Origin of the sequence: Rothia sp. P100 (genome assembly GCF_023712425.1) — a bacterium.
GTDB lineage: Bacteria > Actinomycetota > Actinomycetes > Actinomycetales > Micrococcaceae > Rothia > Rothia endophytica.
In genome coordinates, this window is the sequence record NZ_JAMAYG010000004.1 from 174,787 (window position 1) to 199,244 (window position 24,458).

A 24,458-nucleotide genomic window follows, 5' to 3' on the forward strand; every position below is an offset into this window, starting at 1 on the left:
CTGTGGATATTGTTATTGCTACTAATAATGGTGATATGGGGGGCGGCGAGGTCATGCTACTCAACATCGCCAGAGCGCTCCGTACTCTGGGCCATAAAGTGACCGTTGTTGGCCCCGCCCAACCTGATGAGCTACTTGACGCTGCACGAGATGAAGGCTTTACCACCCTTGCCTTACCGGCAACAGACCGCAAGACTTACATGGCTCAGTTACGAGCATGGCGCGCTCGTAACCGTAATGCTTTGCTGTGGTGTAATGGACTGGTGCCTTCACTTGCCACGGCGGGCGATAAAAACCGAATTGTTCACCTCCACCAGCTCCCCGCCGGTTCCCAAAAGGTAGCTTACCGGTTGGCAAAAAAAGGAGCCCGCGCCGTCCTAGTACCCAGTCACTTCATGGCGTCTCACATTAAAAATGCAACCGTTCTAGAAAACTGGGTTACGGGAGCATCCCAGCCACTAGCGAGGGCGGTACCTGCTTCACGGATTCGAGTGGGCTTTCTAGGGCGTCCCTCTTTGATCAAGGGGACTCACACCTTGAGTGTTGCCCTTACTTCCCTTAACTCAGCAGGCGGCTATACCTATCAGCTTGTCATCGGAGGGACCGCTAAATTTGTTGACAGTACTAGCCAGGATCAAGTTAAGCAATCCCTGGAAGAGCTTGGCAATCACGTAGAGCTATTGGGATGGGTTACCCCAGAGGAGCTTTTCGCTCAGACCGATGTGCTGGTTGTTCCATCTGAGGTTGAAGAATCTTTTGGGCTGGTGGCTGCAGAGGCTATGAGCGCCCGTCAACCCCTGATTATCTCTAATGCAGGTGCTTTGCCAGAGGTCTTGGGCGAGGGCTACCCCTGGATTTTCCGTCAAGCAGATAGTGATCATCTTGCTGCTGTGCTGGGTTCTATAACAGAGCAGCTGATCACCGGTGATGAGAAGCTAGAGGAGATTCTCTCCCAGAATTACTGGCGTTGGCAAGAGAACTATTCACCTGATGCTGGCAAAGAACGCATTAGGCGCCTACTGCAAGATTTTGAAGGGTAACCCCTCCATGAGCACATATTCAGCTGCCGTCATTATTCCTACACGTGGCGGAGCCTCAAAACTTCACTACCCTCTGGACGCTCTTGAACAGCAAACAGAGAAAGACTTTCAGGTCATCGTTGTGATTGATGGCGATATCGATGATTCAGCTTCGGTAGTGCAAAGATACATCGAGCGTTCTACCCTGAATCTCTCTATAATTGTCTTTGATGAAAACCGGGGTCGAGTTGCAGCTCTAAACGCTGGTCACAACGATGCTGATGCTGATGTGCTGATTCGCTGTGATGATGACTTGCAACCAGCACCCGACTACATAGCGCAACACCTTTCACACCACCGTGGAGAGAAGGAGGTCGGTGTCATTGGTATCTATAAGAATGTACTGCCCGACACGCCCTACGCCAGGTTTTATGGACGATACCGCGATGAAAAGTTTAGGCAAGATGCTTATTCGTGCCCCTCAAGCCGCCAGTGGATGTACTGGGCTGGGAACGTCTCTATGTCCCGCAACCTCTTCCAACAGCTAGGAGGTTATGATGAACGCTACCGTCTATACGGATGGGAAGACGTTGATATGGGGTATCGGCTCTACCAGGCAGGCGCAAAAATTGTGATCGATCCCCATCTAGCTACCCATCATTATGTGGCGGCAACAACTACTGCTAGCCGAGCTAAGCGAGCTCTTTACTCAGGGGCTGCGCGGAACATCTTTGTCGACCAGCATGGGAGCACTGCTCTGGGATCACCCAAACCTACGGGGGTATGGGGGCTGGCTGTAAGGTCAATTGCTAAACTTTCCACGGAAACTAATGTAAAGTATGTGGGAAATGCCATTGATACCGTTGCTGATAAGATCCCTCCGCGATTGGCTGAAAAACTGATTTCCTTGATTGTTGAGTCAGCTAGTTATGCAGGGATTACCCACCCTCAACGCGCACAGAAGAACTTCTAATCGAATGACTTTGCTCTCTATACGTTCTCGCACCACCACAGGTGACGGCCAGACAGCTGGCACAGTCCCTCTTGCTATAGCTCATGATTATCTCACCCAACGTGGTGGAGCTGAACGAGTGGTCCTTGCCCTTCACAAGGCTTTCCCTGACGCCCCCATTTACACAACCCTCTACAATCCAGAGAATACTTACCCAGAGTTTAAAGACTGTCAGATTATTACGTCACCTCTGAATCACTTTAAAATCTTCCGCAAAGACCACCGCCTTGCACTCCCTCTTTTACCATTCTTTTCCAGCCGTTTGAAGGTTGATGCCCACAGAGTCGTAGTATCAACTACAGGTTGGGCTCACGGGTTCGACGTTCCTCAGGACGCTTTGGTCTACTGCCACTCACCGGCGCGATGGATCTACCTTACCGATCAATATTTAGGTAACCGCCTCAACAAGGGTCTAGCCAGAATCTTTAAGACGATGAGACCCTTTCTGCGCAGGTGGGACCGGGCAGCTGCTATGAGACTGCCTAATTACGTGGCGAACTCAAGCACCATTCAGCAACGAATCTTTGATGTCTATGGCAAAAGAGCTGATATTATCTTTCCTCCCCACTCGGTGCAGGATGGGCAGCAACAAGAGCCGATTGCCGGTCTCGAGGATTTCATGGAGCGCGGCTATTTCATGATTGTTTCGCGGCTACTTCCTTACAAAAACGTCCAGTATGCAGTAGAGGCTTTTTCAGGTCTTGACCACCAGCTATTAGTCGTGGGGGCCGGTCCTATGCTGGATGAGCTCAAATCAATGAGCACCCCAAATGTTGCTTTCGTATCCAATATTTCTGACGCTCAAATGCGCTGCGCCTATGCGGGTTCGACAGCCTTACTGGCTGTGTCCCACGAAGATTTTGGGATTACCCCTCTTGAAGGTGGAGCTTTCGGCAAACCAACCATCGCACTACAAGCTGGGGGTTTTCTCGATACTATTTCTGAAGGGATCAACGGGGCTTTTATTAATACTCCCAGCGTTCAAGATATTAGAAAAGCTGTCCAAGAATTAGATTCGCAGCAGTATTCTGCAGAGGCGATCAAAGCTCATGTTAAGAGGTTCAGTGAAGAGCGGTTTATCGATCAGATGAAAGCTCGTTTGGTTCAGACCTCTTAGGATTCACTCACACGGTGTAGAAGCCCCTGGTTGAGAAGAGAATCGAGGAAAACGAGCACGCTTTCAGCAATGGTCTCGCGCGGCAATCCGTAGATATCACTGATTTCAGTAACAATTTCCTCGGTACTGGCGGGCTGATCTAAAATTTCCCAGATGACTGTGCTCGGGCCTTTGAGCACAGTAATCTCAGACGTCAGAAGGTTAGCAAGATATGACGTATCGTCGTGAGGTTCTGAGCAGTCAAAGCCCATGATGAAAGCTGTGTGCGGGGAGCGGTATAGTTTTTCTGTCACGATAACAATTTCCCTACTTTCCCCACACCCGAAAACGGCTGAAAAACTTTTCTCGAATTTCCTGAGGGCTCGGTTGGTGTCCTAGCTCCATGGCTAGATGGTCTCTGTTGACTCTAAGAATGCTGAGCAGAACCCTAGTTTTTCTCCTTGGACCTTGAGCGTGATTGAACCGTGCCCGCCACTGAAGATAGAGGGGTGTCTCCTCTGATACCGATTTCCATAGAAGATAATCCGGGTGTTTATCGAATCGCTCTATCTCACCAAGCGCTGCGGCGAAAGCTAATTCAGCCCCCAAATCAGGCACGCGATCCCTCATTGTTTGCCAGTCTGCAGACGTTAAGGAGCTGTGCAAATGGTCGATGTCAGAATTGATCTGAGTTGCAGAACGGGCGGCGTGAACTATAACAAATATCCTGGAGTCAACTAAGGACGGTAGAAAACAGGGGTAGTGAGCGATTTCGCGAACACGGCGATGTTGCCATAGGGTGTCGAAGGCGGAACCCTGAGCGTTCCCGATACCAGGGAAGTAACGATGAATATCTGCCAGACCCCACGAACCGTGATAAAGAGTCATAGCGTGCTCAAAGATAGACCCTGTCTCGAAGTGAGCCTTAATCTCCCACCCGTCTTTTAACGCTGACTGAACTAACCGGTCTAGGTGTTCTGGGCGTACCAGAATATCCACGTCAGTGCTGCTTCTGCCCGGAGGGTAGATTTCTTCAGCGAAGGCGTAACCCTTAATATGCAAGATATCTACGCCACTCTTCTCAGCAAGGTGTTGGAAATAAGCGTGTGACAACTGCATTCGAATATGCAAAGGTACATCAATGACCGGGGAAGTTGGAGAAGCAGGGTTATGAGACATAGCGCCTAGGAGGTTCAAATACAGGTAAATATGTACATACAGTTTATGCCAGCTTACTCGGGGAGTATAGCTGGCATAAACAGGCAAGAGCCCAAAAAATCAGGCACTAACTACGGTACTAGGCCTTAGACTTAGCCTTTTTAGCAGAGCGTTTGCTGCCCTTCTTTGACTGTTCGTCCTTGCCGTAGTAACTGGTATAAGCGCCGTTAGAGCTGTAGGCAAAACCGTAGTAGGAGTTGCCCAGACCCGTGCGAGGTGCCCGGTTAATCACCAGCCCAAGAATCTTGGCGTTAACCGCTCGCAGATTCTTAGCTGCTTCTGCCAGGTTTTCTTTGCGAGTCTTACCTACGGCGCCCACGAGTACAACGCCATCTACAGAGTTTGAAAGTAAGGAAGCGTCAGTAACGGGGAGAACCGGTGGAACGTCAATTACTACCGTGAACTCTTGAGAGAGCTCGTGGATGAGCTGACGCATCTTGTCTGAGCCCAGCAGCTCTGAAGGGTTCGGGGGTATGCGACCCGCAGGAAGAATAAAGAGCTGAGTATCCTCAAACTGTTGAACTGCATCAGCCAGCTCAACCTGACCAGCCAATACCTGGGTAAGACCTACCTTTGAGTCCACCTTAAACTTCTTAGCGATGGTGGGGCGACGTAAATCAGCATCAATAATAACGGTAGGCTGATCAGCATCAGCCAGAGCGCGCGCAAGCGAAGATGAGACAGTTGATTTGCCTTCACCCGGTTCTGCGGAGGTAACAATAAATGAACGAGGGGGGTTATCCACGTTGACGAAGCGCAGATTAGTGCGCATCTGGCGGATAGCCTCTTGCGAGATGTGGTCGCTATTAGTGTAGAGAATGCTCTCTTCACTGATTTCATCTGAGACCGGCAGAATACCAAGCACACCTGCATCAGTCGCTTTCGTGGCGTCGTCTCGCGTCCGAAGTTTAGTATCCACAGTACGACGGAGCATCACAGCAGCCAGCACCAGAGCAAGGCCCAACCCCGCTCCGAGGAGCACTAGCTTAGGGGTATTAGGACTAGTGGGTGAGGGGTTAAGAGCTGCATCTTCAAGAGGAATAACCCTTACGGAGCTTGATCCCTCCAAGTCATTGACAACCTTAGCAACTGCTTCAAGAGAGCTATTGGCAAGAGCCTGAGCTGCTTCGGGGCTGGACGCAGTCGCTGAGACACTAATGAGTGCAGAGTTTGAATCCACGCTTGCGGTGAGACTTCCTTGAATCTCCCCCCTCGTAAGGTTAATCTCAGGGTTTGCAGCAATAATCTCATCAGCGACAGCTGAGCTTTTAATGAGCGATAGGTAGGCATTGGCCTTCTCTTTGGCTGCGACCGAGCCAGAGAGAACATCATTTATGCCGCTACCTTCGCCCACCGTCACAAAACCGGTAGACGATGAAGCGTAGACGCGGGGCTGTAGGAGCGAATATCCAAAGCCCAAGAGAGCGCCAACCAGCAAGCCAATAAGTAACAGTTTGAGATTGGCACGCACCATGCGCAGAAAATCAAGGATGGTCATAGAAACCTATATCTAGTGCAAGTGAGGGGGTGTTTAATCATTGATTTTATCAATGCAGGGGTACTGAAAGGGATGTCAATATGTGAACGTTTTAGCACAGTGAGTTCTTTTTTCTCGCCTTTTACTCCGGGAGCAACAAGTACCCCGAATGATTACTTCATGAGGTTGAGCAAGTACTGGCCATAGCCGCTCTTGACGAGAGGTTGCGCCATTTCTTCAAGCATCTCGTCACTAATCCAGCCCATGCGCCACCCAATTTCTTCGGGTGACCCAATGGATAGACCCTGCCGGGCCTGGACGGTGCGAATAAAGCTTGAAGCGTCTGCTAAAGAATCGAAGGTGCCGGTATCTAGCCAGGCCGTGCCGCGAGGTAGCACCTCAACCTGCAGTTTGCCCTGTTCAAGGTAGGTTCTGTTGAGGTCGGTGATTTCTAGTTCACCGCGAGGTGAGGGCTTAATATTCTTGGCGTACTCAACAACATTGTTGTCATAGAAATACAGCCCGGGGATAGCGTAGTCACTCTTTGGTGCATGAGGCTTCTCTTCAATGGAGATGGCCTTGAAGTTTTCATCAAATTCAACGACACCGTAGGCGGTCGGGTCAGCTACACGGTAGCCAAAGACCGCGGCACCGTCGACGTTGCTGTATTTACGTAACTGATTACCTAGACCTGGGCCATAGAAGATATTGTCGCCCAGCACGAGCGATACTGACTCCTGTCCGATGTGCTCTTCGCCCAGCAGGAATGCCTGCGCTAGCCCATCGGGGGAGGGCTGTACTACATAGGAGAAGTTAACGCCGAACTGTGAACCGTCTCCCAGCAAACGCTGGAACTGAGCTTGATCCTGCGGGGTAGTAATGATGAGGATGTCTTGAATCCCAGCCAACATCAGCGTTGAGATGGGGTAGTAAATCATCGGCTTGTCATAAACCGGGGTGAGCTGCTTGCTAATGCCTAATGTGATGGGGTGAAGGCGTGAGCCTGTGCCACCCGCGAGTAGAATTCCCTTCATCCTTTTATTGTGGCATGAATGGCAGTGTTTTCACCCCCAAGCCGCAGCAATAAACACCACGATGTACCTTAGTCTGGTTACATGGGTAAAATTCTTGTGACCGGCGGCGCCGGGTTTATTGGTTCTAATTTTGTGCACTACCTGTTGGAGAATACCGACCACAGCGTAGTGGTGCTCGATAAGATGACGTACGCAGCAAACGAGATGTCTTTAGCCGGTTTGCCGGCAGACCGTTTTGAGCTGGTCAAGGGCGATATTGCTGACACGGATATAGTTGACCCCTTGGTAAAGGACGCAGATGCAGTAGTGCATTATGCAGCGGAGTCTCATAACGATAACTCCCTGAATGATCCCACCCCCTTCATTCATACCAACCTCATTGGTACCTTTACTCTCTTGGAAGCTGTCCGCCGGCACAAGACGCGCTACCACCACATCTCTACGGATGAGGTTTTTGGGGATCTTGAGCTCGATGATCCCGCTAAATTTACTGAGACTACCCCCTACAACCCTTCCTCTCCGTATTCCTCCACCAAGGCAGGTTCTGACCTTTTGGTACGCGCATGGGTTCGGTCCTTCGGTATTGAAGCAACGATTTCTAACTGCTCCAACAATTACGGCCCTTACCAGCACATTGAGAAGTTCATTCCTCGCCAAATCACCAATATTTTGGCGGGTATCCAGCCCAAGCTCTATGGTGAGGGTTTGAACGTACGCGACTGGATCCATGCCTCAGACCACTCTTCAGCAGTGCTTACCATTTTGGAGAAGGGAAAAATTGGCGAAACTTACCTGATCGGTGCAGATGGGGAAGTTAATAACATCACCGTTCTGCGCTCAATTCTTCGCCTGATGGGTCAGCCTGAGGACGCCTTTGAGCATGTTGTTGACCGCCCTGGCCACGACCTGCGCTATGCCATCGACGGTAGCCGCCTCCGCGCGGAGCTAGGCTGGGAGCCTCAGTTCACTAACTTTGAAGCTGGCCTCAAGGACACCATCGCCTGGTACACCGATAACCGTGCCTGGTGGGAACCCCTTAAGGCTGAGGTCGAGGCTAAATACGCTAAGGCTGGCCAGTAATGCCCAAGAACTTGACTGTTCATACCACTGACATTCCCGGGCTGCTGGTTATTGACATACCTCAGCACGGTGATAACCGCGGCTGGTTCAAGGAGAACTGGCAGCGTGAGAAGATGGTCGCCGCTGGCCTGCCTGACTTCGGGCCTGTGCAGAACAATATTTCCTTCAACGCCGCTGCCGGAACTACTCGCGGCATCCACGCTGAACCGTGGGATAAGTATATTTCTGTGGCGACAGGTCGCATTTTTGGCGCCTGGGTTGACTTGCGCGCTGGGGATTCCTTCGGTGCTACCGTAACCGTTGAACTGGGCCCAGATACCGCGGTCTTCGTGCCCCGAGGTGTAGGTAATTCATTTCAAACACTTGAGGACAACACGGCCTATACCTATCTGGTCAATGATCACTGGTCAGCAGATGCTGTGGATGGCTATAAGTTTCTTAACCTAGCGGATGAAACGGTGGCGGTGCCCTGGCCTATCTCTCTGGAGAAGGCAGAACTGTCGGACAAGGACAGGGCTCACCCACGTCTTGCAGATGTAGACCCCCTGCAACCAGCACCTCTGCTGGTGGTCGGCGCTAACGGTCAGCTGGGGAGTGAACTCGTGCAACAGCTTGAAGCTACGGGTACTCCCTATATCGCGGCAACCCGAGAACAGATTGATGTGGCAGAACCAAGCACCTGGGCTGACGCCTACCGTTGGCGTTCGCTGCGGGGCATTATTAACGCGGCAGCTTATACTGCGGTGGATACCGCTGAGACTGAGCAGGGCAGAGCGCAGGCATGGGCCGCTAATGCTACCGGTGTGGCTGCTTTGGCTCGAATTGCTGATGGGGCTGGCATCCCACTGGTGCATGTTTCTACCGACTATGTTTTTGACGGCAGTCTGCCCCTGGGGCAGGAGTACACGGTAGATGCGCCGGTAGCGCCTCTGGGCGTTTACGGTCAGTCTAAGGCCGCCGGGGAAATGGCGGCTCGCAGCGTAGCTCGGCACTATATTGTCCGCACCTCCTGGGTTATGGGAAACGGCAAGAATTTTGTTGAAATCATGAAGTCTCTGGCTGAGCGCGGCGTAGAACCCACGGTGGTAGCTGATCAACATGGGCGCCCCACCTTCACCGAAGATCTGGCCGGCGCTATTTTGCACCTAGTCGAAGCAGGTTGCGAGTACGGCACCTACCATGTGTCCAACACAGGCGACGTCATCACCTGGGCTGATCTCGCAAAAACAGTTTTTGAGGCAACTGGCCACAGCCCAGATCGGGTGACCCCGGTGACAACCGAGCAGTACTTTGCCAAAGCTGAAATCTTTGCCCCCCGACCCACAAATTCCGCCATGGATTTATCAAAAATTATTGAAACAGGCTTCAAACCGCGTTCCTACCAGGATGCTTTATCCGCCTATCTCGCATAGATTTGGTAGTCATGCTCTAAGTAGGACGTCGTGTGGCAGCTCACCAGCTTGTCGGCGGCGTCCTGCCTTGTTTAAGCCTGAAAAATCAGCAATACTGGAGGGGTTGTCTTCATCGGCAACAAGCCAAGGCAGTGGAATGCCGGTGGGAAACCCCGGTAGGTCCGTAACTGACGGTGGCTGGTTAGAAAACGATTTCTAGCGCCAGTTCACTTATATAACTTGGCGCATCAACCTCTAACCAGCGAAAGGAATGCACACATGTCAAGTGCAGAAAAAATTTCAGCTAACGTCCGTGATGACTTCGGTAAGGGTTACGCACGTCGTATCCGCATGGCAGGCGACATCCCCGCCGTCATCTACGGTCACGGCGAAGACCCCAAGCACGTAGTTCTGCCCGGTCACCAGACCACCCTCGCAGCTCGTACCCCCAACGCTATCTTCGATTTGGATATCGAAGGAACCAGCGTTCTGGCTATGATCAAGGACATCCAGCGTCACCCCATCCGCCCTGAAATCCAGCACATGGACCTTCTGATTGTTAAGCGCGGCGAGCGCGTCGAAATCGAGGTTCCCCTGCACGTTGAGGGCGAGCCCGCAGTTGGTGCCGTAGCTAACCAGGAAGAAACCGTTCTTCTGGTTGAAGCGGATGCCATCAAGGCACCCGAGTCAATCACCGTTAACATCGAAGGTCGCGAAGTAGGCGCACACGTTCTGGCATCAGACGTTGAACTGCCCGCAGACGTAACTCTCGTTGCAGACGCTGAACTGCTGATCGTCAACATCTCAGAGCCCGAAGAAATCGATCTTCCCGAAGCCGGTGAAGAAGGCGGAAACGCTCCTGAGGGCGACATCGTTGAGGCTGCCGAATAATCAAATTAGGTTGGCGAATCCAACGATTCAGATAACTCAAAGCACTAAAGCTATGAGTCACCTGCCGGCACTCTAAACCGCAGGTACCTGTCAATGCCCGCGCACTTGCACCTAAAATGTACAGTGCGCGGGCATTGATATGTTGAGAGAACCATGAATTTTTTGAGAAAACTTCTTGAGCCGAAAGAGGGCGTTATAGTGGCTGATACCTGGTTGATTGTAGGGCTTGGTAATCCGGGGTCTGAATATGAAAAGACTCGTCACAACATTGGTCAGATGGCGGTTGACGAACTAGCCCGTACGGTTGGCGGCAACTTTAGAAAACACGGGCGAGCTCGTGCGCAGGTCCTTGAGGGGCGCTTGGGAATGGGTGGGCCCAAGGTAGTTTTGGCTAAGCCTCTAACCTATATGAATGTTTCTGGAGGGCCGGTTTCTGCCCTCGCCCAGTTCTACGGTATCGACCCTGATCATATTATTGCTGTTCACGATGAATTAGATATCCCCTTTAATACCATCAAGCTCAAAATTGGTGGGGGAGAAGGCGGGCATAATGGTTTACGCGATATGACCAAAGCCCTGGGGACGAAAGACTACTACAGGGTGCGTGCAGGTATCGGACGCCCCCCGGGGCGCATGCAGGTGTCTGATTTCGTACTCAAGCCCTTTAGCTCAACGGAAGCTAAGGAGTTACCGTTCCTGGTTTCTGCTGCCGCTGATGCAGTTGAAATGTTGATTAAGCAGGGGCTCTTAGATGCCCAGCAGAAATTTCATGGAGCCTAAGGCTCCCCCACTCGTCACCCCTCGAGAAAGCCGCACCTAACTACCATTTTTCTCAGCTGAGGAATAGGCTATAAAAGTATGCCGTTATAGAGGCAGAGCCATAGAAAGGGCAGACACGTGGCAATCGAATACCGTACCTCACCCGGCGCACCGCTCACCAACGATTTGGTGCGCGAACTCCGCAAAGACTTCCCCATCCTAGACCGCACCGTGAACGGGAATGCTCTCACATACCTTGATACCGGTGCCACCAGCCAGAACCCTCTGCAAGTGCTGGACGCCGAGCGTGAGTACTACCTCGGGGCTAACTCCGCAGTTCACCGTGGAGCGCACACCCTCGCTGTTGATGCAACAGATGCCTTTGAGGACGCCCGCCGTACCGTAGCAGGCTTCATCAATGCCGCAGAGACAGAGCTTGTCTGGACTTCTAATGCCACAGAAGCTCTCAACCTGCTGACCTACAGCTTCGCCAACGCCTCACAGGGGATTGGCGGCCACGATGCTGCCAGATTCGCCCTGGGGGAGGGCGATGAAATCGTCACCACCGAGCAAGAGCACCACGCTAACATCATTCCCTGGCAGATTCTGGCTGAGCGTACAGGAGCCACTCTACGGTACATCCCCGTGACCGATGAGGGTCTCATCGACTATGAGGCTGCGCAGACCATTGTCAGTGACCGCACCCGCGTGCTGACCTTTACCCACGTCTCAAATGTCGCCGGTTCGGTGACCGATGTTGAAATGTTGGTCTCCCTGGCTCGTAAAGTCGGTGCTATCACCGTGCTGGACGCCTGCCAGTCGGTGCCTCACATGCCGGTGGACGTCAAAAAACTGGGTGTAGACTTCGCAGCTTTCTCAGCCCATAAGATGCTAGCCCCCACGGGTATCGGAGCGCTCTATGGCAGAAATGAGCTTTTGGAGGCTATGCCTCCCTTCCTGACCGGTGGATCCATGATTACCAAAGTGACCATGAACGAAGCCCAATGGATGCCTGCCCCCATTAAGTTCGAGGCCGGAACCCAGCGGGTATCCCAGGCGGTAGCTTGGGCAGCAGCTGTGCGCTACCTGGATCACCTGGGTATGGATCAGGTGCACGCCTGGGAGGCACACCTTGGCCAACTCTTGGCAGAGGGTATCGCTGAAATTCCCGGCATTCGGCTTATCGGCCCTGCCGCAGGTCAACCACGTGCAGGTCTTGCCGCCTTCCACGTTGAGGGGGTACACCCCCACGACGTAGGCCAGCTCCTCGATGAAAAAGGCATTGCGGTCAGAGTAGGCCATCACTGCGCTCAGCCCCTACACCGTGCCCTGGGGCTAACCGCCTCAACACGGGCTAGTGCCTACATCTACAACACCACCGAAGATATTGAACGGTTCGTGGACCAGCTATCAACCGTGCGTGCATATTTCGGCTACTAAAGACAAAACCGGGGTTAGAGCGCCAGCTGATACCCCTAATTTCTAAACCCATACCCAACACAGGAGAATCAATGAGCGGCCTTGAACAGCTCTACCAACAAATTATTCTCGAGCACTCCAAGCAGCGTACCGGCGAAGGTTTGATCGAAGCTGAAGGGAAGCGTGCCGCCAGCAACCACCAGTACAACCCCACCTGCGGCGATGAAATCAACTTGAGAGTCATCCTCAAAGACCAAGAAGAGGTCATCGAGTCTATTTCTTGGGAAGGGAATGGCTGCTCCATCTCGATGGCGGCAGCCTCCGTCCTCTCGGAGATGGCACCCGGTATGACAACTCAGGAGTTCCAAGCTCTGGTCGATGACTTCCGCGAAATGCTACGCTCACGCGGCACCGTAGAACCTGATGAAGAAGTGCTGGGGGACGCAGCTGCCTTCGCTGGCGTCTCTCGGTTCGTAGCGCGTGTGAAATGCGCTATGCTCTCTTGGGTCGCTGCTGAAGAAGCCGCTAAGGAAGCATCTGCATAGCACCTAACCAGACTGGTAAAAACCCTGCCTTCACTCCCGACGGTGGCAGGGTTTTTTGTTGCCTAAAACAAGCTCTGACCTGCGATGTCCCCCAAAAGGCTGGCTCTTCATACTACCCACTAACCTCCTCTTTACCGTACCGTTGAAGAAGACCAAAATACTTCGCGCTCGCACCGTGAAGACCAGTATCTTAGGGGATTAATGAACATCGGTTACGCTGCAGGCGCTTTCGACCTCTTTCACGTAGGGCACCTTAACGTGCTCCGTGAAGCTAAAAAGAACTGCGATTACCTCATCGCAGGCGTTGTTTCAGATGAAATGCTGGAACTCACCAAGGGGCGCAAGCCTATCGTGCCTCTGGCTGAACGTATGGAAATCGTTTCCCACATTGATTTTGTTGATGAAGTACGCGCCGAAACCGTTGTCGACAAGCTAGAAACCTGGGAACAGGTGCGTTTCAATACCTTCTTCAAGGGGGATGACTGGAAGGGCACTCCCCGTGGAATCGATCTTGAGAACCGCTTCGCTCAGGTTGGTGTTGATGTCGTGTACTTCCCTTACACCGCTCACACCTCCAGCACCAAGTTACGCGCTGCTTTAGCCGCACTTACCTCTGCAGCTGCCTAACAGAGCTTTAACACTCTCAGCCTTGTCAAAAGAACCCGGTCAACATCAAATGTTGACCGGGTTCTTTGATCATCAGAGAAAGCTTAGTAGTTATTCTTGATAAACTCTTCAGCACTTGATCCAAGGGCTGAGAAAACACGGCCAATGTGAGGCTCAGCGGCGGCCGCAATTTTCTTGCCAACCAGGGGGATGGAGCACTTCACTTCGCCGTTCACAGTGGCAGTAGTGCGATCACCTTCGGAAATCAGTTTCTGCTGCGCGGTACCGGTGACGGGCACACCCTTGACCGAAACCTCTGAATCTACAGTGCGCGAGCCGTCTGCAGCGGGTGCTGAGACACGATCGACCTGAGTCATGGTGATACCGCTGCTCACACCGGGGATTTTCTTCGCCATATCAGGAATACGGTCAGCGGGGATACCGCGAACAGTGGTTGCTGTAAAAGCGCCGGTGTGGTCGCCTTCTACAGAGAAAGATTCGAGAGTGACTCGCACCTTTTCACTGGAAAAGCGTGCAAAGTTTTCGTCAGCGAAAGCCCGTGCTACCTGGTCAATCGGTGCGTTGATAATGGTGGTGCTCTGAACAGCCATAATGGTGCCCCTTTCAAAGGCCTTACTGAAGTGTCCTGTTCATTCTACGTGTGCTGGCACCGTAAAGGTACGGATTTCTTCCTTTAAAGTATTAGGCGCCCCTTCTCTGAGAAGGGGCGCCCCATACTTCACTCATTCACAGGTCAAGGGTCTTATTTATTTCTTAGACCGCTCACAATCTGCCGTGCACGCCGGATAAAACTGGGGTGCTGCTGCTCCAGAGTCGATAGCTGGTCGCTCAGCTTATCTGCAGCTTCATTATTGCCCGGAACCCTCAAGGTGCCCTGAAGGGACTCTGGATTAGCTAAAGCAGCATCTAGTCTACGAGCTAGGTCTTCAGCGCTGGTGACAACGATGGTTTCACCGTGCTCCTCCATGACCCGGGAGAACTCTACCTGGTGGTTATCTACCACTTCATCCAGCTCAGTGCGTCGAGGAACAGCTAGAGGAATTGCACCTACCTCTCGGGCATCCAGGATCGAACCAGGACCGCCCTGAACCAGCACCACCTTCGCTGCTCGATAAAGCTCGAGGAGTTCAGCGCGAGGTATACGCTCAACGGCTTCAGCCTGCTGGGGCGCGGCTGTGAAACCGTGTTGTACCAGGCAACTAACATCAGGATGCTCGGCTAGGTAGGTATCCACCCAGCTCACCAAACGGTCAAAGTGGTGGTAGTCGGTGCCTAATGACACCACAAGATCATAATTCTTAGCGGTCACGTTCGACTCCAGTATTTAGAGAATATGGCCGATATTAACGGCTTCGGGGAATGCCTTCTTCTGCTCATCCCACTGCACTACAAAGAGATCGCTCATGGGGTAGCACATACGTCCGGTCATGGTCGGCATAGTGATCCGGTCGTAGGCCTCAATAAAGACTGTTCTGATCCCCAGTATCTTGGCGATGATGAAGAAAGGAACAGCCACAGCGGCACCGGTGGAGATGATGGCGTCAGGGCGTTCTTTGCGAAGAACGCGCCAGGCGACCCCCATATTGCGTACAGCATTAGGGATGTTGCGGGTGGTAGGGAAGTGCACCCAGTAGGTGCGTTCACCCTCGAGAGCTGAGCGTACTTCGGGAAGGTCGAAGGTAGCCCAGGCGCGGTCATGGTCTTTCCAAAATTTATCAAGAGCGATGAGCTGGGCAAGATGCCCGCCGGCGCTAGCGGTGAGGAGCACTTTCATGAGCTTACTTTACTTACTTCTAGAGGTTGGCAGAGGAAGCGTAGTAAACAGGGATGACCTGGGTACCAGCTGAGGGAGTTAGCTCGTCAAAGAGACGGCTGACGCTGGTGTGCTGGCTCTTAGCAGTAAAGGGCAGTAGCAACACGCCAGTGCTATCGGCGGCTAACATCACCTGGGCAACTGAAGCGGTAGATGCAGTTTCTACCAGAACCGGTGAGTTCTGCTGAAGCTGGGTACTCATAGCTGAGGGTGCGATGCTATCAAACGTTGTAGCATCCATAAATGAAGTGTTGGTTGCCAATACACCCTGCAGAGTATGTGCCAAGGAGGCAGCGACACCGGGGGTAGGGGAGTAAATCGTGATTCCGCCCAGACCAGCCTTGGCAAGATCACCCTCGGGCGCACCGATTCGGCGCAGAAGGTGCTGAGCAGATTCCCGTTCTTCACCATCTGCCATCAGAGAAACCTCTGAGCCTGAAATTTCAGAAAGACGCTGAGGGTAGCCGAGACCGCGTGCAGTGCGATCAGCGATGTAAGCAAAGAGAATACCCAACAGAAGACCTGTAGCTGCACCGATAAAAATAGTCTGAGCCATACTAAAGGAAGCAGACTCCTGAGGCGGCTGGGCCTCCGAAATGATGCTACCGCTGTCAGTTGAGGTAGTTACAACGTTCAGTACTGCTTCGTCCACCACTTGTTTGGTCATATCATCGGCTACAGAATCTACCTTCTCCCGCAGCTCGTCTAGCCCAGCCTGTAAAGTGCCCTTGCGGTGATCAAGGTAAGCCTGAGCGACAGTGTTGGCTGCATTGGCTGCATCCTCGGGAGTATCAGCAGTAACCACGATATCTAAGATGGTGCTGTTGGAGTGCCCGGCAACATCGAGGGTGTCCATGAGGTCCCTGACGTCCATTCCGAGGTCATCTGCTGCTGCCTGAAGGACGGTGCGTGAGCCAGCAATAGCCTCTTCGGTGTCCATATCAACGGAATTGAGCGCTGACCTCAAGGAGGTGCCGCTGCTGGGCTGAACCACATTGATAACAGCTTTAGCCTCGTAACGCTCCGGGAACATGGCGCCTACTAAGGCTCCCAAAGCAGCAAAGATAAGTACAAACAGTAAGACAATGAATTTTTGACGCATAATACGGCGAACAGCGGTGCCTAAGGTAATGGGTGGTGCCTGCTGGTCGTTGCGTGGGCGGTTATATCGCTCCATGGGTGTATGTTCCTTCCCTAGTTTTGGCCTAGCGGCCTAATTTGCGAGTGAGTGATTTGAAGAATTTTTCGAGGCCAACCGCTGTTCTAAAGCGGTATAGCAGTAAGAGATACGTTGGAATGATAACGGCTGCGTAAACCAGTAGAGCTGTGAGACTCTGCCCCCACAGCAGCACACTAAGCGCTCCTCCTAACCCCGGTAGCAGGGCTGCAATAGTGACAGTGGGTAGTATCTCGGTGGGCTGTGGTCTAATACCGACTTTGGTGTACACCTGGTATGTCGCCATTCCACAGTCAACGAGCACCGCAGCCGACCAGGCCGTGGCCGCGCCTTTTAGCCCCCATACGGGAATCAGGGTGAGATTGAGAGCTACAGCAACGACTAGAGCTGACAGCTTGTTATAGAGCTGCCACCTACTCTTACCGCTCATAAGGAGCACGCTTTGCACACCTCCGGCAGCCATCTGCAGTAGCATGGCTGAGCAGATGATCCAAAAGAGAGGGGCGCCGATCGTGAATTCTTCGCCGAAAAAGCGGAGCAGAGTTTCCCCAAAGATGGCCAGGGTAATGAAAAAGGGCCAGCCAACTGCAATGAGAATACGAGTGGCAGAAACAAAAATCTGACGCGCACGAACCGTGTCAGCTCGCGCAATGGCTGCAGAAATTTCTGGCCCGGTCACCACACGCGCAGTGTGCTCAACCATAGCACCAACGCGCACGCACCGGTTAACGGCTCCGTAGACACCGCTTGCAGCCGGACCCAAAAAGACGCCAATAAGCAACACATCAATCCATTCCAGCGTCGCTTCGACCATGGCAGATACGCCGCGGGCAGAGCTGAAAGACCAGAAGCTTTTCGCCGATTCAGGTGCAGCTACTGAAGCCTGAGGAACCGAAACCACAGCTAGGTGGCGCGGGAGATAATGCGGCAGGTCAGGCTCAGATGGCATATATTTCTTGACCCAAAGCACAGCGAACAAGAGAACCAGCAAGATAGGAAGTGACCAAGCTAGCGCCAAGTAAACTACCGCTCCTGAAAAGCTAACTGCAAGAAGTACTGCGAGAATGCGCAGGGTGGGTAAAACAGTGCTTTGTAAGAAAGTAAATTCAACGGTTTGACCTAAGCCACGGAGTGCTCCGAAAGCCAGCGTCATCCAGGCTGCAATCAACAGAAAGGGTGCCGAGACAAAGATTGCTAATCGGATCTCTGGTTCAAGCTGTGGAGTGATGGCAGGTAGCGCGTAGATGAGCGCAGCAGCAACCACCGCTAAAGCGATAAACGTTGAAGGTACCACCGCAAAACGGATGAGTTGTGGCAGTGCAGAGTAGCGTCCAACGGCCCGTTGCGCGCTCATGGTGCGCACCAGTCCGGTATCGGCACCAAAGACACACAAGGAAGTACCCATAGCGAAAAGCGCCATGACCTGAAAGAAAGCGCCAGCGCCTGCAGCCCCAGCACCGTTAGACACGATGAGTGTAGCTATAAATGCAGCAGCAGAACCGTATATGACGTAAAGGGTTGAAAAAGCCCCGCTCTTAGCTAAGGAACGAGCCACTAGAGACCCTCCCCGTACGTTCGAGATCGCATCATCAGCGCAGCACACAACATCAAAACAGAGAGCTGAATAACGTCAAAAGAGTAGAAAGTTACTACTGCTAAGGCCGACACAATCACAGAGTGAACCCATAGACCGGTGTGAGAAGCGATATGCCAGGTGTTAATTAATACGGAAATAACGTAGGTCAAGAAAAGCCCTAGGCCTACAAAACCGAAGCAGAACATGAGAGCCCAAATCTGGCCCTGCGTTCCCATCGAGACACCCACGCTTTCTGACATCTGCGACGTCCCGTAGCCGACGAAGGGCGAACGTAACGTGTAGGCAAAAGTGAGCTCGTATAAGGAGGCTCTACCGCCTGTGGAGTTAGAGTACTCCTGACGGCCCAGAATCTCTTCAACGGCACCTGAGACTGTCAGGTAGGTAACCGTTCCTACCAGTAGGAGTGCGCCGATACCTACCGCTCGCCAGTCACCCTTAAAGAGCAGCCTCATCAAAACGTAGGCGCAAGAAGCACCAAGCCCGATGAACATACCTCTGTTGGAGGTCGCTACAGCCGGTACTAAGGAAAGCACGAGGGCGATACCCAAAAGAAGCTTGATCTTGTTTGACTTCACGCCTGCCATCACTCCAAAAACCACAGGGGTCAACAAGGCATACGCCAGACCCCACGAGTTAGCGTAGGTGAAGGGAGCAGAGGGGCGGTTATAGGGGATTTCAACGCCCCACGGCATCTGTACTTCAGCCATTGCTGGGAAGACGTAGTTACGCACCAGCTCATTGCTCAGTAGGCCACCGGGCATGATAAAACTCATGGGGGTGCGCAAACGGAAGTCAGGGAAAATGAGGGCTAAATGACCCAGGACCACCATAGTGAACCAAACGGTCAGTAAACCACCCAGTAGATGACCGTTGGGGATGCGCTCGCGGGCATTGAAATAGTAGAGAGTGAAGATACCAGCGTTGAAGATATTCATGTAGCGCTGAAACCAGCCCAGGAATTCTGAAGCAGTATCAATCGAGACGAGGCAGACCACACCCCAGAACATGAGCGCAAACCAGATCCACATGGTTGAGTGCACCAGTACACGACGACGCATCACCATGTAAACAATCATGATGCTGGACAGAATGGTGGGAGCAAACTGCAGCAGCCCCATCGCCCAGATAACGGGTAGACCGTAAAAAAGAGTGAGAAGGGGCCAGGCAGGTAGCGGTGCATTCACTGAGGGATGCACCGCTGAGAGAAAACGGTTGTTTTTAGCCGTTGGCTTGAGAGAAACCGTCATTCGGTTTAGAGCCCTCGGCCGGTTTTGTTGACCAGGTCAAGAAGCAGCTGGGGCTTGATGAGACCGGTTGCCACAATGAGTGCTGCCCAGGCACGAAGCTGAGTAGGGTCGCGGCGGATGGCTGAGGTGGCGAACTGCTTCGCTAGCTGCTTGTTATCGAGGGCTGCGTGGGCGAAAGCAACCTGACCAGCAATACGAGCAAGACCTTTAGGCTGACGCTCAAATTCGGGGTACTTCTGCAGAATGTAGGTGAGCCCATCAACCATTGACTGCCATCGACCGGCAAAGAATGAAGGGCGATCCCACAGAATGAGGGCTCCTGGCTGCTGGATGGAATGGATATCGCCTAAGCGAGTTGCTCGCAGCAGCAGGTCATAGTCTTCACCATAGGCTGCAGGTAAGTCCTCGTCTACTAGCCCGATAGATCCCTCCGGGAGCAGATCATCACGCTTGAAGAGGGTGGTGCAGGGGTTGATTTCAATGATGCGAGAAAGCAAGAAATCATCAAAAGTTGCTACAGCGGGAGCAAGGCGCTCAATGTCCTTGCCTTCGGAACGAACGACAATACCTGAGGAAATTGCTACAGCTTCGGGGTTCTGCTTCCACAAATCAATTTGAGCCGAGATTCTGGTGGGGTACCAGTAGTCATCGTCGTCACAGAAACCGACGTACTCACCGGTGGCTTCAACGACACCGGTGTTACGGCCACCAGCCAACCCCTTTGAATGGGTGTTCACCAGGGACTTGAGGGACCTGTTATCAGGAACCGTCATGTCAGACAGGTCATCAATCTCGACATAGTCAAAGACGACGATAACTTCGATGGGTCCGGCGTAGTCCTGGTCAAACATAGACTGAACAGTCTGGCGGAGCAGCTGGGGGCGTGCGCCAGCAGTAGCAATTAGTGCAGAAATTTTAGGAACTGACATAGTGATTATGCTCCTTTAGGAGTGCTGAGTGAAACGAACTTGCGTCGCATTGATAGCAGAACTGTTGCCGCGTTTGAAAGGAAGAGTAGGCCGTAGACCAGGATAAAACCCCAGCCAGTGCCCCAGAAGATGAAGCTCCAGCAGAAAGTACCTGAGTCCATGTGAAGGTTGACAAAGGAACGGAGATTACCACCGGACGCTGGTGCAGCAGTGCCCCTGTTGTTGCGCAGCTGCTCTGCAAGAATCTGACTCATGAAATGCCCGGTGATAATGACGCAGAAAGCTAGGGGGAGCCACCACAGGCCCCAACCAGCCAGAGGCCAAGAACCCTGGTACTTGATGAAGCCAACCAAGATGGTGAGATGCATAGCAGGAGTGCGCATAGCGTCTACCACGTGATCTAGCCATTCTCCGGCGGGTGAAGATGCGCCGGTAACTCGTGCAACTTGACCGTCGGCTGAATCCAGTGCATACCCAAGAGCGAAGAGAAAAGCTGCTACAGCGCCAAGCCATACAGAAGGTGGGAACAAAATCAACAGCAGCATGGCCGCCACCGAGGTCAGTGCGCTAATAGCCGTGACACCGTTAGGGGTGACACCCCATTTGACGGCTGCTGCTGCAAAGACTCGGGCTACTCGACGGTTGACCCAGCGGGTGTAAGCGGGTACTCCAATCCCCGGTTTCTGGGCTGAATTGAGGTGTGAAAGAGTTTCCCTGAAACCATAAGAGGTGCCTGAGGCGCGTGAGGTCATAGCGGTGCCTTGAATTCCCTAGAAAAGTGCGTGCGTGATGAGTGGAGTTTATGAGCATCCCGTGAGCTGACTTAGGCTATACCTGCTGGTCAGGCAGGTAGTCGCGCACAGTGAAACTCCTGGAAAAACCTAAATCTATTCTTAATTTTAAATGAACAAGGAGAGGTGGAGACAGGCGATTTTCTTAGGACAAGTGTCGTACTGATGTATACCCTTCCCCACATTTTGTGGGGTGTCATGTGGACACCGCCCAGGAAAAACAGCGATCCGCCCCAAAGGACGGATCACTGCTTCTAATTCAAGAATTACTAATTCTTGAGGGTTGCTTCGAGATCGAAGGTAGCGCTCTCACCGCGACGGTAGGCGTGAACCTGTGCCGCAATGACGTTCTTGCCCTGGTTGAGTTCGCTTGCCGGAATCGTAATGGTGATGGGGCGCTGCTTAGCGTCGCTATAAGCAACTCGCGCCAGTGCCATGGATGAGGCAGTAGCGTTAGTGGCTAGATTTTCACGGTGAACTTCTTTACCGTTCACGTAGATTGCCATGCCATCATCAGCGTAGGTGGTCAGGACCAGTGACTGCCCTTCAGCAGGATTGAGGGTGAGCTCCTTGCGCAGGAACATGGCGTTGGGCTGGTTCCACCAGTTGAAGCTAAGGTTCGATTGCAGGCTCGGCTCGCCCCAGCCAATGCTGCTGGGACCTGTGTACCACTGACGCCCTGTGTTGTAAGCGTAGTTGGTATCTTGCCAGGTGCGGTCATAAATGTTGGTAAGACCGAAAGTTACATCCCAACGGTCCCCGCTGACCACAACCTTCTGATCAGCAGGAGCCTCGGGTTCGACAGGCTCAACTGGCTCAGCAGGGTCCGGATTCTCGTCAACTACGGGAGGGACGGGGTCATTGGGCGCAGGCTCATCAATGGGAGGGATAACCGGAATTTCCCCGTTATCTACGGGAGGATCAACTGGTTCTTCTACTGGAGGATCAACAGGTTCCTCAACGGGAGGATCAACAGGTTCCTCAACGGGAGGATCAACAGGTTCTTCTACCGGGGGAGCAGGTGCAGTAGCCACAGGGGTAGTCTCTGAGTAGTTGCCCACGCTGTCAACAGAGCGAACGAAGTAGCGGGCGCCATCGGCGTGATCCACAGAGTAAGAGGTGCCACTCTTTACGGTTGCGATGACGCGGTTATCGCGCAGCACCTGGTAGTCGGTGCGACTGCGAGTGTTGCTTGTCCAGGTCAGCTCATCGGTAACGCCATCGGTGGTTACCTGCAGGTTGCTGGGAGCAGCCGCTGGAGTGACATCGCGAGGGGTAAACCGTACAAAGCCAACGGTTGATTGAGCACCGTTAGAACCACGGCTCTTGGTGATGTCGCCGCCGGCCCAGAGAACACCGGTGGAGTCAACGAATGACTCCCAGACGCCGTAGCCTTTCTCACCTGAAATCTCGGGAGCAAACTCGGGCAGAACATCGCCGGTCTGAGCATCAAATGCGCCAACCAGTCGGATGCGGTGAATGTCTGATGCAGTGTCCCATGGGGTCTGGTAGAGGTCGCCGCCTTCATAAACCCAGTTGCCACAGTGGCAGGCACCGTACATAACATCGGTGTTGGTGTCGAGTTGAAGATCCTGGAAGTCCCCGCCTGACCTCGTGATGGATGAGGACATGCGGGAGAGGTCTGACAGGCTGTACTGGGCGATCAGGTGCTCTGAGCCGCCAGCCCAAATCTCGGAGTGAGCGTGCTGTACATCGAACTGGAAGCCACCGTTAGTAGTGTTGATGGGGTAGGAGGGCTTCCAAACCCAGGGCTTAGAGATAGTGCCTGCGGTGGGGCTTAGGTAAGCCAGCTTCACAGTATTTACGTCGTTGACTTTGTTGAAGTAGCCAGCCAGGGCAACGCCGTCTTCGCTTGCGGATATACCGTTGACGGTGCCGTTAGTTACAGGTCGCCATGATAGATCAACTGAATGATCGGCGAGCAAGAAACGTGCAGCGTTACGGGAGTATGCGTAGTTGCTGCCGGTTGCGCCCTTGACGTGGGTGAATGCACCACCGATGTAAACGTAGTCTCCCTGAACCTGGATGGTCTTGACAACGGGTACAGCGCCGGAAACTCGGTTGACAACGTCCCAACCAAGGGAGGTGTCGGTTTCACCGGTGACGGGGTTTAGAATCACAAAGCCGTTAGCGGGCTGACCGTTTACTTCGGTGAACTCGCCACCGACGGCTAGAAGACCGTTGGGTAGTGACTCAAGGGCCTTGATCTGACCATTGATTTCGGGGGTGAAACTTCGGACCAGCTCTGCGGAGTTAACATCGTAACCGGCCAAGAAAGCCTGATCCACGGTTTCACCGCTGGCGCTCACCACATTCTTGAAGTCGCCACCGGTGAAGACAGTGTTGCCTACCTGGGCGATAGCCTGAACACGGGTGTTTAGTTCACCTACGACGCCGGTGCCCGACTCCGTAGAGGTACGCCAACGCATCGAGGCAGTGTAGCTGTTAGGAAGCTGGCGGTTATCTTCCGCTGCTAAACCGCTGTCCGGAATCTGTGCGAAACTAGCATCGTTTTGGTTGATTTTGGGGCGAATGAATACCTGGGTGAAACCCATAGGAGATGACCCTGAGGGCGACCAGAGGTATGAGTTAGCATCGGTATTGCCGCGTACGTAGGAACCGAAAGCGAAACCGTTATTCCACCTGTAGGTAGATGAGCTGGTAAACCGCAGGTTGTTGTAGGTCTGGTTCCAGGAAGCGATTGCACCGGTAGTTGGGGAGTAAGAGTTGCTTGCACCAATGTAAGAAGGGTTCTCGAAGCGAACGCCACCCCAGTTGGTGTTGGCTTGTAGGGTCCAGCTCCAACTTTCGGTGTTGATACGTTTTGCGTAGACATTCTGCCAGTCAGTGCCTTCTACATTGACTGCACGACGGAAGCGGACGCCGTCCTCAAGCGAGTCAACACGTTCACCGTCTAGGAGCTCATCAACGGTATCTGACGATAGCTGAGCAGGAGTGAAGGCTTCAGGGCCGGTGGGCTTAGTAAAGATATCTTCAGCCTTGCCACGGCCAAAGTATTCTTCAGTCCAACCTTCACGGCCGCGGCCAATCATAACCCAGCCGCCGCCATCAGTTTCCTGATCACAGTAAAACTGCGCAGGGGCATCCATGGAGGGAGTGTAGAGCCAGTAAGTGCCTGACGTTGACTCGGGGTCATTCTGCTTAACTTCCCAGCAGGAAGCAGCAGCGGTTTCTGAGCTCAGGCCGTTAGGAACATACGTGGTAGTGGCGCTAGCGCCCGGCAGCATAGCTACACCGACGCCCAGAGCCGTTGCACCTACGGCCAACTTAGAGATAAATGATGGTTTTTTCATA

23 protein-coding genes are annotated in these 24,458 nt (G+C 53.0%); 10 read left to right on the top strand and 13 right to left on the bottom strand.

Features of this window, described 5'->3' with window-relative positions; translation table 11 throughout:
* The first annotated feature begins 2 nt into the window (after window positions 1-2).
* The 3 genes from M3668_RS10010 to M3668_RS10020 are packed head-to-tail and all read left to right on the top strand — an operon-like array spanning window position 3 to window position 3,148.
* On the top strand, window positions 3-1,040 hold the full coding sequence (locus M3668_RS10010) for a glycosyltransferase family 4 protein (RefSeq protein ID WP_251380704.1): 1,038 nt from the start codon (window positions 3-5) through the stop codon (window positions 1,038-1,040).
* Window positions 1,041-1,047: 7 nt separating this feature from the next.
* A complete protein-coding gene (locus M3668_RS10015) occupies window positions 1,048-1,992 on the top strand; it encodes a glycosyltransferase family 2 protein (RefSeq protein ID WP_251380705.1) in 945 nt (314 codons plus the stop codon).
* A gap of 4 nt (window positions 1,993-1,996) precedes the next feature.
* Window positions 1,997-3,148, top strand: a complete 1,152-nt coding sequence (locus M3668_RS10020) for a glycosyltransferase (protein ID WP_251380706.1) — start codon at window positions 1,997-1,999, stop codon at window positions 3,146-3,148.
* Here the strand turns inward: M3668_RS10020 and M3668_RS10025 are convergent.
* From M3668_RS10025 to rfbA, 4 genes are all read right to left on the bottom strand, one after another.
* A complete protein-coding gene (locus M3668_RS10025; RefSeq protein WP_251380707.1) occupies window positions 3,145-3,441 on the bottom strand; it encodes a PqqD family protein in 297 nt (98 codons plus the stop codon). The genes M3668_RS10020 and M3668_RS10025 overlap by 4 nt on opposite strands.
* Window positions 3,442-3,454: 13 nt before the next feature.
* A complete protein-coding gene (locus tag M3668_RS10030; RefSeq protein ID WP_251380708.1) occupies window positions 3,455-4,306 on the bottom strand; it encodes a nucleotidyltransferase family protein in 852 nt (283 codons plus the stop codon).
* Between the two features lie 118 nt (window positions 4,307-4,424).
* Entirely contained in the window at window positions 4,425-5,843 is a 1,419-nt protein-coding gene (locus M3668_RS10035) for a tyrosine-protein kinase domain-containing protein (protein ID WP_251380709.1), read from the bottom strand.
* 152 nt (window positions 5,844-5,995) lie between these two features.
* Window positions 5,996-6,856 carry a glucose-1-phosphate thymidylyltransferase RfbA gene (gene rfbA / locus M3668_RS10040; protein WP_251380710.1) on the bottom strand — a complete coding sequence of 287 codons (861 nt, stop codon included), beginning with the start codon at window positions 6,854-6,856 and terminating at the stop codon, window positions 5,996-5,998.
* Between the two features lie 81 nt (window positions 6,857-6,937).
* Here rfbA and rfbB point away from each other — a divergent pair, with 81 nt between their 5' ends.
* The 7 genes from rfbB (at window position 6,938) to M3668_RS10075 (ending at window position 13,568) form a co-directional block, all read left to right on the top strand.
* Entirely contained in the window at window positions 6,938-7,936 is a 999-nt protein-coding gene (gene rfbB / locus M3668_RS10045) for a dTDP-glucose 4,6-dehydratase (protein WP_251380711.1), read from the top strand.
* Window positions 7,936-9,348 (top strand): dTDP-4-dehydrorhamnose reductase, encoded by a 1,413-nt coding sequence (gene rfbD, locus M3668_RS10050; protein WP_251380712.1) that lies wholly within the window; start codon window positions 7,936-7,938, stop codon window positions 9,346-9,348. Before rfbB ends, rfbD begins: the two co-directional genes overlap by 1 nt.
* A 258-nt stretch (window positions 9,349-9,606) precedes the next feature.
* Window positions 9,607-10,218 (top strand): 50S ribosomal protein L25/general stress protein Ctc, encoded by a 612-nt coding sequence (locus M3668_RS10055; RefSeq protein ID WP_251380713.1) that lies wholly within the window; start codon window positions 9,607-9,609, stop codon window positions 10,216-10,218.
* 198 nt (window positions 10,219-10,416) lie between these two features.
* Window positions 10,417-10,998, top strand: coding sequence for an aminoacyl-tRNA hydrolase (gene pth / locus M3668_RS10060; protein WP_251380714.1), 582 nt, complete (start codon window positions 10,417-10,419; stop codon window positions 10,996-10,998).
* A 117-nt stretch (window positions 10,999-11,115) separates the two neighbouring features.
* Window positions 11,116-12,417 (top strand): SufS family cysteine desulfurase, encoded by a 1,302-nt coding sequence (locus M3668_RS10065; RefSeq protein ID WP_502948967.1) that lies wholly within the window; start codon window positions 11,116-11,118, stop codon window positions 12,415-12,417.
* Between the two features lie 71 nt (window positions 12,418-12,488).
* On the top strand, window positions 12,489-12,941 hold the full coding sequence (gene sufU, locus M3668_RS10070; RefSeq protein ID WP_251380715.1) for a Fe-S cluster assembly sulfur transfer protein SufU: 453 nt from the start codon (window positions 12,489-12,491) through the stop codon (window positions 12,939-12,941).
* A 201-nt stretch (window positions 12,942-13,142) separates the two neighbouring features.
* Window positions 13,143-13,568 carry an FAD synthase family protein gene (locus M3668_RS10075; protein WP_251380716.1) on the top strand — a complete coding sequence of 142 codons (426 nt, stop codon included), beginning with the start codon at window positions 13,143-13,145 and terminating at the stop codon, window positions 13,566-13,568.
* Window positions 13,569-13,651: 83 nt separating this feature from the next.
* Here M3668_RS10075 and M3668_RS10080 read toward each other — a convergent pair whose 3' ends face one another.
* The 9 genes from M3668_RS10080 to M3668_RS10120 all read right to left on the bottom strand — a co-directional run bounded on the left by M3668_RS10080 (window position 13,652) and on the right by M3668_RS10120 (window position 24,457).
* Window positions 13,652-14,158 carry a DUF2505 domain-containing protein gene (locus M3668_RS10080; RefSeq protein WP_251380717.1) on the bottom strand — a complete coding sequence of 169 codons (507 nt, stop codon included), beginning with the start codon at window positions 14,156-14,158 and terminating at the stop codon, window positions 13,652-13,654.
* Window positions 14,159-14,310: 152 nt separating this feature from the next.
* Window positions 14,311-14,877, bottom strand: a complete 567-nt coding sequence (locus M3668_RS10085; RefSeq protein ID WP_251380718.1) for a glycosyltransferase — start codon at window positions 14,875-14,877, stop codon at window positions 14,311-14,313.
* Between the two features lie 15 nt (window positions 14,878-14,892).
* Window positions 14,893-15,342 carry a PssD/Cps14F family polysaccharide biosynthesis glycosyltransferase gene (gene pssD, locus M3668_RS10090; protein WP_251380719.1) on the bottom strand — a complete coding sequence of 150 codons (450 nt, stop codon included), beginning with the start codon at window positions 15,340-15,342 and terminating at the stop codon, window positions 14,893-14,895.
* A gap of 19 nt (window positions 15,343-15,361) precedes the next feature.
* Window positions 15,362-16,558 carry a YveK family protein gene (locus M3668_RS10095; RefSeq protein ID WP_251380720.1) on the bottom strand — a complete coding sequence of 399 codons (1,197 nt, stop codon included), beginning with the start codon at window positions 16,556-16,558 and terminating at the stop codon, window positions 15,362-15,364.
* 28 nt (window positions 16,559-16,586) lie between these two features.
* A complete protein-coding gene (locus tag M3668_RS11210) occupies window positions 16,587-18,113 on the bottom strand; it encodes a polysaccharide biosynthesis C-terminal domain-containing protein (protein WP_251380721.1) in 1,527 nt (508 codons plus the stop codon).
* A complete protein-coding gene (locus M3668_RS10105) occupies window positions 18,113-19,402 on the bottom strand; it encodes an O-antigen ligase family protein (RefSeq protein ID WP_251380722.1) in 1,290 nt (429 codons plus the stop codon). The genes M3668_RS11210 and M3668_RS10105 overlap by 1 nt, the downstream gene beginning before the upstream one ends.
* A 5-nt stretch (window positions 19,403-19,407) precedes the next feature.
* Window positions 19,408-20,331: a glycosyltransferase family 2 protein gene (locus M3668_RS10110; protein ID WP_251380723.1), complete on the bottom strand. Its 924-nt coding sequence runs from the start codon at window positions 20,329-20,331 to the stop codon at window positions 19,408-19,410.
* A gap of 5 nt (window positions 20,332-20,336) precedes the next feature.
* A complete protein-coding gene (locus M3668_RS10115) occupies window positions 20,337-21,083 on the bottom strand; it encodes a CDP-alcohol phosphatidyltransferase family protein (RefSeq protein WP_251380724.1) in 747 nt (248 codons plus the stop codon).
* 308 nt (window positions 21,084-21,391) lie between these two features.
* Window positions 21,392-24,457 carry a fibrinogen-like YCDxxxxGGGW domain-containing protein gene (locus tag M3668_RS10120; protein WP_251380725.1) on the bottom strand — a complete coding sequence of 1,022 codons (3,066 nt, stop codon included), beginning with the start codon at window positions 24,455-24,457 and terminating at the stop codon, window positions 21,392-21,394.
* Between the last annotated feature and the right edge of the window lies 1 nt (window position 24,458).